The organism is Mesorhizobium sp. SEMIA396, from assembly GCF_024518615.1.
GTDB lineage: Bacteria > Pseudomonadota > Alphaproteobacteria > Rhizobiales > Rhizobiaceae > Mesorhizobium.
In genome coordinates, this window is sequence record NZ_JANIFC010000005.1 from 263,887 (window position 1) to 279,200 (window position 15,314).

Here is a 15,314-nt window from a genome sequence, read left to right on the forward strand (position 1 = left end):
CGGTCGCCAATGTCGGGGCCGCTGGTCCACCCGAAACGCCGCTCAAGGGTTTCGCACCGGCCATACGCAAACCATGTTGCTCAACAGGAGAACACCTCATGCGTCACGTTGATTTTTCCCCGCTTTATCGCTCGACCGTCGGCTTCGATCGTCTGTTCACGATGCTCGATTCGCTTGCGCAGCCGGATGGCGCGCAGACCTATCCGCCCTACAACATCGAGCGCACCGGTGAGGATTCCTACCGGATCTCGATGGCGGTTGCCGGCTTCTCGGACGAGGAAATCTCGATCGAAGCCCATCGCAACGTGCTGACCGTGAAGGGTGAGCGCAAGGACGAGGGCACCGGCGAAGGCTCTGAGCTGCTCTATCGCGGCATTGCCTCGAGGGCTTTCGAACGTCGCTTCCAGCTTGCCGACCACGTCGAGGTCGTTGGCGCCTCGCTGAAGAACGGCCTGCTCTTCGTCGACCTCAAGCGCAACATCCCCGAGGAGCTGAAGCCGCGCAAGATCGCCATTACGGCGTCTTCGGCCAAGGCCAAGCAGATCGAGGCCAAGACCGCTGCCTAAAATACAAGTCTCCTCCCGAGACGGAAGCGGCGCCGAAAGGCGCCGCTTTTTTGTTGTCGGGGAAATGCGTTATCAGGCGATCAGCTGGCCAAAACGGTCGACTTCATCGGCTGTCGTCGCAAAGCTGGTGACGAAGCGGTAGAGCAACTCGTCCTCGCCGATGTGGCCGTCAAAGCCATGCGGCTTGTGCCAGTCGTAGAAGGCGGCACCCGCGGTCTGCAGCCTCTCGGCCTCGGCCTTCTTGATCACCGCGAAAACCTCGTTCGCCTGCGGCAGCCATGCCAGCTTGGCCGTTGCCGAATCCTCGATCGCGGCGGCAAGGCGTGCGGCCATGGCGTTGGCGTGGCGGGCGGTGTCCAGCCACAGCCCACCCTTGAAATAGGCCTCGAACTGCGCCGCGACGAAGCGCGATTTCGAAAACAGCTGGGCGGCGCGCTTGCGCAGGAAGGCCAATTCCCTGGCACGATCGAGGTCGAACAACACGATCGCTTCGGCGCACCAGCAGCCGTTCTTGGTGCCGCCGAAGGAGAGGATGTCGACGCCGCGTTTCCAGGTCATTTCGGCCGGTGTCGTGTCGAGTGCGACCAGCGCATTGGCAAAGCGGGCGCCATCCATGTGCAGGGGCACCGAATATTGTTTGGCGATCGCCGAGATCGTCTCGATCTCATCCAGGCCGTAGATGGTGCCGACCTCGGTCGACTGGGTGATCGAAACGGCCATCGGCCGTCCCCAATGGACAATTTCCGGTGCGAAACGGCCGATGGTCCTTTCCAGATTGTGCGGATCGATCTTGCCCAGCGCGCCATCGATCTCATGCAGGCGAGAGCCGCCGGAAAAATATACCGGCGCGCCGCATTCGTCCTCGATGACATGCGATTCGCGATGGGCAAAGGAAATGCCGCCCGGCTTGTTGTAAGCGGTGAGCGCCAGCGAGTTGGCGGCCGTGCCGGTGGCGACGAAGAACACCGCGACCTCGCGTTCGAAAATCTCACTGAAGCGCTGGTAGACTGCCCGGTCGAGCGCACCGTCGCCATAGGCGGTGGAAAAGCCGCCGGCATTGGCCGACAGGCCGGCGGCAATATTGGGATGGGCGCCTGCCCAATTGTCGGAAGCGAAGAACATGCATCTGCCTATGTCTTGGGAGGTCGGGGGGTTGGGGAAATCGGGTTTTGGGGAAATCAGTCTGAAGTTGACCGGTTTCGCGAGCGGACCGCAAGGGGCCAGGCGCCGGAAAAACAGTAAAGCCAGCCAACCGGCAAAGCCCAGGTCGACGACTGAAGCTTACGTTTTTCCCGGACTTGACGACATTTTCTGTCGCGGAAAGCCCAAGTTTTTTGTGAATCGGTCTTGTGTGCGTCCCAGATTTCTGCCATAAAAATTTAGGACAGTAGTGCTGTCTTATTTTGTCGCACAAAACGAGCCGGATTGGCGTATCATTGGGCCTCTCCGGCTGTTGCCGCGAGCGACAGGTGGACAGCCAGACTCTGGCCTGTACGATTACCAGATGCGTTCCATGCGGAAAGCCGCCTGGTTCGGCAAGGATTTCGCAAGACGTGCCACAAGGATCAGGGTGAGCCAAGCGCTTGCCGAGGCAAACCAGCGCCTGAATGGCTGGGAATGGAGGACAGGAGATGACGGACATGACGCACTCTGCGACGAACGGCCAGGCCGCGCAGACGAAAGCGGCAACCGTCAAAACCACCTTGCGATCCAATATTAGCCGAACCGCCAACGGCTTTTCCGCCCAGGGCCTCTACGATCCGCGCAACGAGCATGACGCCTGCGGCGTCGGCTTCATCGTCAATATGAAGGGCGTGAAGTCGCATCAGATCGTCAAGGACGGGCTGGCTGTGCTCGAAAACCTGACGCATCGCGGCGCCGTTGGCGCCGATCCGCTGGTCGGCGATGGCGCCGGCGTGCTGGTGCAGCTTCCCGACCAGTTCTTCCGTGAGGAGATGACGGCCCAGGGCATCGAGCTGCCGCCGGCGGGTCAGTACGGCGTCGGACACTGGTTCATGCCGCAGGACGCGGCCCTTCGCGCCCATATCGAGGACATCATTGTCGAATCGGCGCAATCCGAGGGGCTTCCGCTCATCGGTTTCCGTGACGTGCCCGTCGACAATTCGTCGCTTTCGAAGGCGCCTGACATCGTGGCATCCGAGCCGTTCCATCGGCAGATCTTCATCGGCCGCACGCCAGACATTACCGATGACGAGGAATACGAGGCCAGGCTCTATCTGCTGCGCAAGGTGATATCGGGCCGCATCTACGCCGAGAACGATAACAAGGACATCGGCGCCTATTGCGTGTCGCTGTCGGCGCGCACCATCGTCTACAAGGGCATGTTCCTGGCCTACCAGGTCGGCGCCTATTACAAGGACCTGATCGATCCGCGCTTCGAGACCGCGCTGATCCTCGTCCACCAGCGCTTCTCGACCAACACCTTCCCGTCTTGGAAGCTGGCGCATCCCTACCGCATGGTCGCCCACAATGGCGAGATCAACACCGTGCGCGGCAACAACAACTGGATGGCTGCGCGCCAGGCGTCGGTCGATTCCGAACTGTTCGGCAACAACATCTCGAAGCTGTGGCCGATTTCCTATGACGGCCAGTCCGACACCGCCTGCTTCGACAATGCGCTCGAGTTCCTGTTCCAGGGCGGGTACAGGCTCAGCCATGCCATGATGATGCTGATCCCGGAAGCCTGGGCGGGCAACAAGCTCATGGATGCCGATCGCAAGGCCTTCTACGAATACCATGCGGCACTGATGGAGCCGTGGGACGGGCCGGCGGCGGTGGTTTTCACCGATGGCCGCCAGATCGGCGCCACGCTCGACCGCAATGGCCTGCGCCCGGCACGCTACATCGTCACCGATGACGACCGCGTCATCATGGCCTCGGAAGCCGGCGTGCTGCCGGTGCCCGAGGAGAAGATCGTCAAGAAGTGGCGGCTGCAGCCAGGCCGGATGCTTCTGATCGACCTGGAGAAGGGGCGTATCGTCTCCGACGAGGAGCTCAAGTCGGAGATCGCGACCAAGCATCCCTACAAGACCTGGCTCGCCAACACGCAGCTCATTCTCGAAGATTTGAAGCCGGTCGAGCCGCGCGCGCTGCGCAAGGATGTCAGCCTGCTCGATCGCCAGCAGGCATTCGGCTATAGCCAGGAAGACACCAAGCTGTTGATGTCGCCGATGGCGACGACAGGCCAGGAAGCGGTGGGCTCGATGGGCACCGACACGCCGATCTCGGCGATGTCGGACAAGTCGAAGCTGCTCTACACCTACTTCAAGCAGAACTTCGCCCAGGTCACCAACCCGCCGATCGATCCGATCCGCGAGGAGCTGGTGATGAGCCTGGTGTCCTTCATCGGGCCGCGGCCCAACATCTTCGACCTGGTCGGAAATTCGCGCCGCAAGCGGCTCGAGGTGCGCCAGCCGATCCTGACCAATGGCGATCTCGAAAAGATCCGTTCCATCGGCCACACCGAGGACCGTTTCGACACCAAGACGATCGACATCACCTATGGCTCGGCCGAAGGGGCCGCGGGCATGCAGGGCGCCATCGACCGGTTGTGCGAGCGGGCGGAGGCGGCGGTCGCCGGCGGCTACAACATCATCATCCTGTCCGACCGCCAGGTCGGGCCGGACCGCATCGCCATCCCGGCGCTGCTGGCTACGGCCGCGGTCCATCATCACCTGATCCGCAAGGGGCTGCGCACCTCGGTCGGCCTCGTCGTCGAATCCGGCGAGCCGCGCGAAGTGCATCATTTCTGCTGCCTTGCCGGCTATGGCGCCGAGGCGATCAATCCGTACCTTGCCTTCGACACGCTGCTCGACATGCACAAGCGTGGCGAACTGCCGAAGGAAGTGGACGCCTACGAGGTCGTTTCGCGCTACATCAAGTCGATCGGCAAGGGCATCCTCAAGGTGATGTCCAAGATGGGCATCTCGACCTACCAGTCTTATTGTGGCGCGCAGATTTTCGACGCCATCGGCCTGAAGACCGATTTCGTGCAGCAATACTTCACCGGCACCGCGACGCTGATCGAAGGCGTCGGGCTGGACGAGATTGCGGCAGAGACGCTCAGCCGCCACAATGACGGTTTCGGCAACGACCCCGTGCTGCGCAACAGCCTCGAGGTCGGCGGCGAATACATGTTCCGCATGCGGGGCGAGGCGCATATCTGGTCGCCCGACGCGGTCGCCACCTTGCAGCACGCCGTGCGCCAGGGGTCGTGGGAAACGTTCAAGGACTATTCCGCCCAGATCGACAGCGAGACGGCCCGCGCCCAGACCATTCGTGGCCTGTTCAAGATCAAGCTGGCCGGAGAGACCGGCCGCAAGAAGGTGGCGCTCGACGACGTCATGTCAGCGGCCGACATCGTCAAGCGGTTCTCGACCGGGGCGATGTCGTTCGGGTCGATCTCGCGCGAAGCGCATACCACGCTGGCGCGCGCGATGAACCAGATCGGCGGCAAGTCGAACACCGGCGAGGGCGGCGAAGAGGCCGACCGCTATCTGCCGCTGCCTGGCGGCGGCAAGAACCCCGAACGCTCGGCGATCAAGCAGATCGCCTCGGGCCGTTTCGGCGTCACGGCCGAATACCTCGTCAATTCCGACATGATGCAGATCAAGGTGGCGCAGGGTGCCAAGCCCGGCGAGGGCGGCCAGCTGCCCGGCCACAAGGTCGACGCGACCATCGCCAAGGTCCGGCATTCGACGCCGGGCGTCGGCCTGATCTCGCCGCCGCCGCATCACGACATCTATTCGATCGAGGATCTGGCACAGCTGATCTACGACCTGAAGAACGTCAATCCGGCGGCCGACGTGTCGGTCAAGCTGGTGTCGGAAGTCGGCGTCGGCACGGTTGCGGCGGGCGTCGCCAAGGCACGCGCCGACCACATCACCATTTCGGGCTATGATGGCGGCACTGGCGCCTCGCCGCTGACCTCGCTCAAGCATGCCGGCAGCCCATGGGAAATGGGCCTTGCCGAGACGCACCAGACGCTGGTGCTGAACGGCTTGCGGTCGCGCGTCGCGCTGCAGGTCGACGGCGGCTTGCGCACGGGGCGCGACGTTATCATCGGTGCGCTGCTTGGCGCCGACGAGTTCGGCTTCTCGACCGCGCCGCTGATCGCGGCCGGCTGCATCATGATGCGCAAGTGCCATCTCAACACCTGCCCGGTCGGCGTCGCGACGCAGGATCCGGTGCTGCGCAAGCGCTTCAAGGGCACGCCCGAGCATGTCATCAACTTCTTCTTCTACGTGGCGGAAGAGGTGAGGGAGCTGCTCGCCGAGATGGGTTACACCCATATCGACCAGATCATCGGCGACAGTGATCTTCTGGAGAAGCGCGACCTGATCGTGCACTGGAAGGCGCGCGGGCTCGATTTCTCGAAGATGTTCTTCAAGCCGGATGCGCCGCATGAGGCGGTGCACTGGACCGAGCGCCAGAAGCACCCGATCGACGACGTGCTCGACCGCAAGCTGATCGAGCTGGCAAAGCCTGCGCTCGAAAGCAAGCTGCCGGTCAAGATCGAGGTCGATATCCGCAATGTCGACCGCTCGACGGGCGCCATGCTGTCGGGTGAAGTGGCCAAGCGCTTCAAGCACAAGGGCCTGCGCGAGGACACCATCCAGGTGAAGCTGACCGGCACTGCCGGCCAGTCCTTCGGCGCCTTCCTGGCGCGCGGCATCTCGTTCGAGCTTGTCGGCGCCGGCAATGACTATGTCGGCAAGGGCCTGTCGGGCGGCCGCATCGTCATCCGGCCGCCGGAAGAGGCCAAGATCGTCGCCGCCGAGTCCATCATCGTCGGCAATACGGTGCTCTATGGCGCCACCGAGGGCGAGGCCTACTTTGCCGGCGTCGCCGGCGAGCGTTTCGCCGTGCGCAATTCGGGCGTCGCCGCCGTCGTCGAAGGCGTCGGCGACCATGGCTGCGAGTACATGACGGGCGGCATCGTCGTCGTCATCGGCAAGACCGGCCGCAATTTCGCCGCCGGCATGTCGGGCGGCGTCGCCTATGTGCTCGACGAGGCGGGCGATTTCGCCGAGCGCTGCAACATGGCGATGGTCGAGCTGGAGCCGGTTCCGGAAGAAGACGATCTGATGGAAAGGCTGCTGCACCATGGCGGCGACCTCGATCACAAGGGTCGCGTCGACGTCTCCGGCGACATGACCAGCCATGACGAGGAGCGGCTTTACCAGCTGATTTCCAACCATGTGCATTACACCGGGTCGGTGCGCGGCCGCGAGATTCTCGACGACTGGACGATTTTCCGGCCGAAGTTCCGCAAGATCATGCCGGTCGAATACCGCCGCGCCCTGATCGAGATGGAACGCATGCGCATGGGCGTCGCGGCGGAATAGGCTTTGCAATTGCCGGGGAGCCCAGGCTTCCCGGCCCATCTTCATCGACAGTTTGACCTCCGGCGCAAGGTTGCCATGGCTGCCTCAAGGGGTTAACGGGTGCGGCGAAAACCGCACCATCTGGACAGCAGGAACTGGACTATGGGCAAGGTAACAGGCTTTCTCGAAATCGACCGGCAGGTGCACAAGTACCAGCCGGCCTCCGATCGCATCCGGCATTTCCGTGAATTCACGCTGCCGATGTCCGACAAGGAGGTCGAGAAACAGGCCGCGCGCTGCATGGATTGCGGCATTCCGTTCTGCCATGGGCCGACCGGTTGCCCGATCCACAACCAGATTCCGGACTGGAATGACCTCGTCTACAATGGCGACTGGGACAACGCGATCCGCAACCTGCATTCGACCAACAATTTCCCGGAGTTCACCGGCCGCATCTGCCCCGCGCCCTGCGAGGAAGCCTGCACGCTGAACCTCGAGGACATTCCCGTCGCCATCAAGACGGTCGAGCAGGCGATCGCCGACAAGGCCTATGAAACCGGCCATATCAGGCCCTATCCGCCGGAGAAGAAGACCGGCAAGCGCGTCGCCGTCATCGGCTCCGGCCCTGCCGGCATGGCGGCTGCCCAGCAGCTTGGCCGCGCCGGCCACGATGTCCATGTCTACGAGCGCGAAAGCCGGCCCGGCGGGCTGATGCGCTACGGCATTCCCGACTTCAAGATCGAGAAGCACTATATCGACCGGCGCATCGAGCAGATGCAGGGTGAGGGCGTGACCTTCCATTGCGGCGTCAATGTCGGCGTCGACAAGCCGGTTGCCGAGCTGCTCGCCGAACATGATGCCGTGCTCTATTGCGGCGGCTCGGAAACGCCGCGCGCGGCCGGCATTCCCGGCGACGATCTCGGCGGCGTGCATGACGCGATGCCCTATCTGGTGCAGCAGAACCGGCGTGTCGGCGGCGAACCGATTCAGTCGGTGGCATGGCCGTCGCATCCGATCATCGCCGGCGGCCAGCATGTCGTCGTCGTCGGCGGCGGCGATACCGCCTCCGACTGTGTCGGCACTGCTTTTCGCCAGGGTGCGGTGCGCGTCACCCAGCTCGACATCCGTCCGCAGCCGCCGGAGAAGGAAGACAAGCTTTCGGTCTGGCCCTATTGGGCGACCAAGATGCGCACCTCGTCCTCGCAGGCCGAAGGCGCGGAGCGCGAATTCCAGGTGGCGACACTCGAATTCATCGGCGAGGAAGGCCAGCTGACCGGCGTCAAGTGCTGCGAGGTCGACGACAAGCGCAAGCCGATCGCCGGCACCGAATTCGTCATTCGTGCCGATCTCGCCTTCATCGCCATCGGCTTTGCCGGGCCGGCCGCGGCCGGGGTGGCGAAGGAATTGGACGGTGAGATGAAGATCGCCACCGACAGCCGCCGCTCCAGGAATGTCGAGGCCAATGACCGCGACTACAAGACCAGCGTGGACAGGCTCTATGCGGCCGGCGACGTGCGTCGTGGCCAGTCGCTGGTCGTCTGGGCGATCCGCGAGGGCCGCCAGGCGGCACGCTCGATCGACGAGGCGTTGATGGGGTCGAGCGTTCTCCCGCGCTGAACCCAGGAGCGTGCAGCGATACTAACGATTGATCGCGGTCGTGGTATCGGTCGCGGCCTTTGGCGGCCATGAGAAATCGTCGGCGCGGCCGGGCGATGCAATCGGTGCCTTGCCCTCGACCACAAGCTTTTCACCGGGCAGGTCCGGATTGGCCTTCGCCGGCGGTGCCGCGCCCAGCAATTCGGAGCCACCGTCGAGTGCCGGATCGCTGAGCAGCATCGGCGCGGTGCGGTCGATAACGATGGGGGCCGCGGCCGGCGCCGGCGCCTCGACAGGTGCGCCCGCCGGAGCGGACGGTGTAATCACGCTTCCAGGCGCGGTCAGGCCGAGGATCTTCAGCAGCGGTTTTTCGGTGTAGAAGGCGAGTTTGCGCTTGCCTGCCTTCGAGACGTTGATGCCGTCATCGGCGCGCAGCCGCACCGGCTGGCCGTTGATGTCGGGGCCGCTGGTGACGAAAGCACCGTTCTCATCGACGAAGCCGTCCCAGACGTCGACGAATTCACCGCCATGGCTTTCAGCGGCCTGATGATAGATGTCGTTGAAGGCCAGCATATCGGAGGTCATCTTCGACACCCGGAAAGCCGGCATGCCGACCCAGAGGAAGGGTACCTTTGCCTCCGCGATAGCTTTGCCGAACGCGTCGGTCCGGCGCTCATATTCCTTGGTCCAGGTTTCAGAGCGGGGCTGCTCGCGCACGTCACCCACCTTCATCTGCTGGCGGTCGTTGGAACCCAGCATGACGACCACGGCGGCAGGTTTTTCGGTCTCGATCAGCGATTTGATCTGTTCGGGCCAGTTGTAGAAATCATCGCGTACGAAGCCGGACGAGCCATTGCTGCGAACGACGATCCTGACGCCGGCATTCTCGGCAAAGGCGGTGTCGAGGCCTTCGGCGAGGCCAGCCGCCATGAAGTCTCCGACCACCAGCACGGTGCGAGCGTCCGGTGCCTTGTCAACCACCGGGATTTCCGGCTCCGCCGGCGGGCGCGGGGCGCGGGGTTTTTTCGCCTTGGGCCTGGGCCTCGGCTTCTGGATGTCCTGCGGCGGCTCGATGCGCTCGCTGCGGCGCGGGAACAGAAGGTCTCGCAGCGACCAGCCGCGGTTTTGCTGCTCCTGCGCCATGGCCGGCGCATGGAAGGCGCCAGCCACACCGACGGTGAGCACGATCACGGCCAGGATGAGCACCGGCATGCGACGAACAAGCCCTGCGATGCGCGCAGCCGAAGCCACTCGTTTCCTCCATCCCTTGGCGCAGCAAATGCCGCGCCAACCAGATTGCTACAGTGTCCTTTGCGCGCCCGAAAGGCCGCGCGGCACCGCAGGCGGCTCTATTTCTGCCGGAGCCACTTCAGCACTTCCATGCTCGGGTAACCGTCCTGGGTCAAGCCGGCCTTGGCCTGGAAGGCCAAGATGGCTGATTTCGAGCCGTCGCCGATCTTGCCGTCGAACTTGCCGTCATAAAGGCCATGTTGGGAAAGCCGCTGCTGCAGCTCCTGCCTTTCCTCGAAAGTGAGCTTGGTGAAAGGCCGCTTCCAGTCTTGCACGAGACCGCTGGAGCCGGCGATTTCGTCGGCAAGAAGGCCGACGGCCAGCGCATATTTGTCGGCGTTATTGTAGGCTTTGATGACCGTGAAATTCTTGATCATCAGGAAGGCCGGCCCGTTGCGGCCGTCCGGCACCTTCAGCGTCGCCTTGTCGGAGCCGTTCTTGAACGGCTTGCCGTTGGCCCTGACCACGCCGAGCGCCTGCCATTGCGACAGTGTTTTCGAGCCGCCGGGAAGCTTTCCAGCGGGCAAAGCAACCTCATAGCCCCAGGTCTTGCCGGCCTGCCAGCCATTCTTCTTCAACAAATTGGCTGATGTCGCCAGCGCATCGGGGATCGAATTCCAGATGTCGCGTTTGCCATTGCCGTCCATGTCGACGGCATAGTGCAGATAGCTGGTCGGGATGAACTGGGTATGGCCCATGGCGCCGGCCCAGGATCCGCTCAGATGGCTTTCGTCGATATCGCCGGTCTGCAGGATCTTCAGCGCGGCGATCAGCTGGGTGCGAGCGAATTTCGCCCGCTTCGGATCGGCATAGGCCAAGGTCGCCAGCGAGCGCACGACATTGCGCATGACGTCGTCGCGCTTGAGGATCTCGCCATAGTTCGATTCCATCGACCAGATGGCCAGCAGGATGTAACGGTTGACACCGAACCTGGCCTCGATCCGGTCCAGCCACGGCTTCCATTTCCTGGCCATCTGCTGGCCGACGGCGACCGACTGGTCATGGACGCGATTGTCGAAATAGTCCCAGGCGGGGGCCGTGAATTCAGGCTGCGTACGCGCCTTCTCCAGCACCACCGGATCGATATCCCTGATGTTCCTGAAGGCCTGGTCGTAGAGGGCGCCGGAAACGCCGCTCTGCACGGCGGTGGCGCGGAAGCCGGCGACCCACTGCCGGAAACCGGCATCGGCGAAAGCGGGGCCAGGCATCAGCAGAGCGAGCGATAGGCTGGCTGCCGCCATGACGCTGGTAAAAATTTTTGCGGCATTGCGAACGGACATCTTTTCCTCCTTCTCTGTCTCAGGAAAGACCATTCATCGCCGAACCAGGTTAGGAATTAGTTTACCATAGGCGCCACCGGGAACGAAAAGACGCTTCGAAGCTTTACCGGTGGACATTCCTCTCAGTTGCCCAGTAGTCCCGAATTCCGGCGTGAAAATGTCTTGGAACGGGGATTGCGGAGCTGGCCCTCAAACGGATAATTGAAAGCATGAAGAGAGTTCGCAAGGCAGTCTTCCCGGTCGCCGGTCTCGGCACACGGTTTCTCCCGGCCACCAAGGCTGTCCCCAAGGAAATGCTGACCGTCGTCGACCGGCCGGTGATCCAGTATGTGGTGGATGAGGCACGCGAGGCCGGCATCGAGCATTTCATCTTCGTCACCGGCCGCAACAAGGCCGTCATCGAGGACCATTTCGACATCCAGTTCGAACTCTATGACACGCTGGCCCAGCGCGGCAAGGACGACCAGCTCGCCCGCCTGCAACGGCTGCAGCCGGCGCCGGGGCAGACCAGTTTCACACGCCAGCAGGTGCCGATGGGACTTGGCCATGCCGTCTGGTGCGCCCGTGAGCTCGTCGGCGACGAGCCCTTCGCGCTGTTGCTGCCCGACATGATCATGCAGTCGGAGAAGAGCTGCACGAAGGCAATGGTCGAGCTCTACGAGGAGACCGGCAACAACATCATCGCGGTGCAGGAATGCGCTCCCGCCGAAACCCACAAATACGGCATCGTCGGCCGCGGCGAGGACACGCATCACGGTTTCCGCATCACCGAGATGGTGGAAAAGCCGAAGGCCGGCACCGCGCCGTCCAATCTTTACATCAACGGCCGCTACATCCTGCAGCCGGAGATCTTCAAGATCCTTGAAGGCCAGGAAAAAGGCGCCGGCAACGAGATCCAGCTCACCGACGCCATGCTGAAGCTGGAAAAGCAGCAGCCTTTCTACGGCTACCACTATCGAGGCCGCACGTTCGACTGCGGATCGCCGGAAGGCTTCGTCGAGGCCAATGTCGCCTTCGCGCTGTGGCGCAGCGACATGAACGAGAACATGGCCGGTGTGATCCGCACGCTTCTCGATGAGATGAAGCCATCCGAGCGCCGCGGCGCCGCATCTTAAGTCGATGTCGATGTTCAGCCGGTCCGCGGAAGGGCCGGTCTGATCTCAACGCACGTTTGGCACGCAAGTCCTCAGCGCTGCACTTTCACGCCGAGGAAGATGCTGTTGGCGGTGTAGTCCCGGCCCGGCAGATTGCTGGTCAGCTTCTCGGTCCTCACCCTTGTGGTGAGGCCGGCGTAGCGGTTCAGCCACCAGGTCAGTCCGGCCTCGGCGCTCAACACCCTGTCATGGCCATCGATGCCGATGTAATCACGCCAGTCGAGGCCCAGAGCCGCATTGGCGGTGAGGTTGGCGCGGATCTGGCGTTCGCCGGTCAGGCGACCGGAATAGAGGATGTCGCCGCTTTCGCCCGATGTGGTCGTGGGCTCGACGGTGGTCCGCCCGGTCAGGCCGATCGTGGTGCCGCGCTCCGGTGACCATTTGAGGTCGGCGTTGACGGTGGCACCCGAGATCGCATCAAGGTTTTTGTCGTCGATCGCTTCCCTGAGCCAGCCGGCCGAGAATTCGCCCGACAGCTTCTCGCCCATGTCGAGTGCAAGGCCAGCGCGGGCGCCGAGCCGCGTCGACGAGCGCTCGAACCCTTCATTGTCGATGCGTTGATCATAGGTCCGGCGGCCGACCTCGATTTCAGTGAACGGGGTCAGGGCAGGGGAGATCTCGTAGCCGGTGCGCAACGTCGCCGTGTAGAGTGTGGAGTCCTGATCCTTCTGCGACAGCGAGGTGCCGTCCGAGAGCTTGGCGTCGCCGTAAAAATCGTGCGAGACCGCGCCGGTTAGCGTGTACTGCATCTTGCCGAGATGCTTTTCGACGGCGAGGCTGCCATCGATGGTCTGCCGCAGCGGCTGCTTGCTGACGCCGGCAATGGCGTCCGGTGATGATGCCGATTCCGGCACGGCCTCGTAGCCGAGCTTGGCGATGGCTCGCAACTCATTGTCGAGGTCGACATTGAGCTGGCCTTCGATGCGCCCTTGCGCGTCGTGAACCGGGTAACCCGACACGGTCTCGCGAAAAAGGCCATAGCCGTCGATCGTGGCTGAGTTCTCGCGCCAGTCGGAGGCGGCGGAAAAGCGCAGCGCTGTCTCGGACAGCAGCGCCGACGTGCCGGCACTGCTCGAATCGCCGTTCGAGGTGGCGGTCAGGCCCTGTTCGATCGTCGGCCGGATGACGAAGGAGCCCCATTTGACGCCGGTGGCGGCAAACGGATCATCCTCCAGCTTCTTTTTCTGGCCTTCGATGGCGTCAGTGCGCTCCGCGCCTGGGTCGAGCTTCTGCCTGTCGGCACTGTCGATGGTGAGGGCGCGGCGGTTGGCCGTGTCCGCATCGGTGTCTTCACCATCGGTGGCGTCCGTCGTGGAGGCGGTGATGTCGGAGGTGCCGGCCGTCGATTTCTTCTTCTTTTTCGACTTGTCGGCAGCCTTGTCCTTGGCCTGGCCAGCAGCATTCTGCCCGGCAGTCGATGAGCGGCGGCGAGGCTTGGGCGGCGCCGCGATGTCGGCGGACGTGTCGTCAGTGGCTGCCGGCTGGTCGAAGAGGCTGCCGGTCGCGATGGCATCGCCGGTATCCGTATCGTCAGGCACAGCACCGGCGCTGGCCGGCAGATAGGTGCGGGCCGGCGCATTGTCCTGCGCGGCATTGGCCGGCTGTTGACCCTGCGCTGCCAGGGCCAGCTGTCTCGCCTTGCGCTGCTGGTCGGACAGGATCGCCGATTCCGAAACCTCGCCGCGCAGTTCGGTTTCCTGGGCATGGAGCGCAGTCGGGCGCAGCAAGGCAAACATGCTGGTTGCCAGCAGCAAGGCGCAGACCGCCTTGCCCTTTCGTCCTGTCGAATTTTCTGGCTGGGCCCCGGACATCGCCACCACTGCTTGCGCGGCGCACGCGCGCCATACTTACCGAACCGTAAATGGGGATGGTTAACGGAGGGTTGAGGCGGCGGCCCGTCAACCAGCTGAAGCGCTGATTTCCAAAGGGATCCATACCGCGTGCGTCAAGCTTTTGGTTTTGGCGCCTGCCGTCGTCAAAACCACCGCGCACGTTCGGGCAACATGCCTTGGGCCATTTCTGTTGGACAGCGCGCCGGCAAAGCGCTAATCGCATCAGCCATGCATGCGGGATCCCTGGATAAGAAGCCTTCGGACAGGCAAGCCTCGATCGCTTCGGCGCTGAGGACGGTGGCGACAGAACAGGCTGGGGTTGCAGCCCTTGCCGAGGCCTTGGAGAACGGATTGGCCGCGCCTTTCGCGCAGGCGGTCGAGATGATCTCCGGGATTGAAGGCCGGCTCATCGTCACCGGTGTCGGCAAAAGCGGCCATATCGGTTCGAAGATCGCGGCGACGCTGGCCTCGACCGGCACGCCGGCTTTCTTTGTCCATCCCGCAGAAGCCAACCACGGCGATCTCGGGATGATCGCCAGAGACGACGCCATCATCGCCATGTCGTGGTCGGGCGAAAGCAAGGAACTGATGGGCATCGTCGCCTATTCCAGGCGCTTTTCCATTCCGCTGATCGCCATCACCGCCGGAGAGACATCGGCGCTGGCGCGGGCTGCCGACGTGGTGCTGCTTTTGCCGCGCGCGCCTGAAGCCTGCCCGCACGGCCTGGCGCCAACGACATCAACGCTGCTGCAACTGGTGATGGGCGACGCGCTGGCGATCGCGCTGCTCGAAGCACGCGGCTTCACGCCGGATCATTTCCGCACCTTTCACCCGGGCGGCCAGCTCGGCGCCAACCTGACGCAGATCCGCGAGATCATGCATGTCGGCGACAGGCTGCCGCTGGTGGTTGCGGGCACCGGCATGCATGACGCGATCCTGGAACTGTCGCGCAAGGGATTTGGCTGCGTCGCGATCACCGACGCAGACGGTGCGCTGGTCGGCATCATCACCGATGGCGACATCCGCCGGCACATCGGCAGCAACCTGCTGGCGATGACGGTGGATCAGGTGATGACAAAAGGCCCGAAGACCGCGACGCCGGACACGCTGGTGGCAACGGCGCTGCAGACGATCAACAACTCAGCCATCACCAGCCTGATGGTGGTGGAGGGCCGGAAACCAGTCGGCCTCATCCACCTGCACGACCTGCTGCGTATCGGCGCCGCCTAAGGTGTGCTGATCTTAAGGT

At 63.3% G+C, this 15,314-nt stretch carries 9 protein-coding genes; 5 read left to right on the forward strand and 4 right to left on the reverse strand.

The window, feature by feature from the left end:
- Positions 1–98 precede the first annotated feature (98 nt).
- Entirely contained in the window at positions 99–566 is a 468-nt protein-coding gene (locus NP503_RS15130; RefSeq protein ID WP_013529716.1) for an Hsp20 family protein, read from the forward strand.
- A gap of 72 nt (positions 567–638) precedes the next feature.
- On the opposite strand, the gene NP503_RS15135 is transcribed toward NP503_RS15130, so the two are convergent.
- Entirely contained in the window at positions 639–1,688 is a 1,050-nt protein-coding gene (locus NP503_RS15135; RefSeq protein WP_127272775.1) for a low specificity L-threonine aldolase, read from the reverse strand.
- Between the two features lie 509 nt (positions 1,689–2,197).
- Between NP503_RS15135 and gltB the strand changes: the two genes are divergently transcribed.
- Together gltB and NP503_RS15145 are read left to right on the forward strand one after the other, a co-directional pair.
- Positions 2,198–6,934, forward strand: coding sequence for a glutamate synthase large subunit (gltB, locus tag NP503_RS15140; RefSeq protein WP_127268829.1), 4,737 nt, complete (start codon positions 2,198–2,200; stop codon positions 6,932–6,934).
- A gap of 141 nt (positions 6,935–7,075) precedes the next feature.
- Positions 7,076–8,530, forward strand: coding sequence for a glutamate synthase subunit beta (locus NP503_RS15145; protein WP_127272441.1), 1,455 nt, complete (start codon positions 7,076–7,078; stop codon positions 8,528–8,530).
- Between the two features lie 21 nt (positions 8,531–8,551).
- On the opposite strand, the gene NP503_RS15150 is transcribed toward NP503_RS15145, so the two are convergent.
- The gene (locus tag NP503_RS15150; RefSeq protein ID WP_127272440.1) at positions 8,552–9,760 is read right to left on the reverse strand and encodes a DUF459 domain-containing protein; all 1,209 of its coding nucleotides are present in this window, start codon (positions 9,758–9,760) and stop codon (positions 8,552–8,554) included.
- Positions 9,761–9,858: 98 nt separating this feature from the next.
- Positions 9,859–11,079 carry a lytic murein transglycosylase gene (locus tag NP503_RS15155; RefSeq protein WP_127270259.1) on the reverse strand — a complete coding sequence of 407 codons (1,221 nt, stop codon included), beginning with the start codon at positions 11,077–11,079 and terminating at the stop codon, positions 9,859–9,861.
- 209 nt (positions 11,080–11,288) lie between these two features.
- Between NP503_RS15155 and galU the strand changes: the two genes are divergently transcribed.
- Entirely contained in the window at positions 11,289–12,194 is a 906-nt protein-coding gene (galU, locus tag NP503_RS15160; RefSeq protein ID WP_127270261.1) for a UTP--glucose-1-phosphate uridylyltransferase GalU, read from the forward strand.
- 71 nt (positions 12,195–12,265) lie between these two features.
- Here galU and NP503_RS15165 read toward each other — a convergent pair whose 3' ends face one another.
- The gene (locus NP503_RS15165; protein ID WP_164749053.1) at positions 12,266–14,044 is read right to left on the reverse strand and encodes an outer membrane beta-barrel protein; all 1,779 of its coding nucleotides are present in this window, start codon (positions 14,042–14,044) and stop codon (positions 12,266–12,268) included.
- Between the two features lie 249 nt (positions 14,045–14,293).
- On the opposite strand from NP503_RS15165, the gene NP503_RS15170 reads away from it, so the two are divergent.
- Positions 14,294–15,295 (forward strand): SIS domain-containing protein, encoded by a 1,002-nt coding sequence (locus NP503_RS15170; protein WP_127272680.1) that lies wholly within the window; start codon positions 14,294–14,296, stop codon positions 15,293–15,295.
- Positions 15,296–15,314 lie beyond the last annotated feature (19 nt).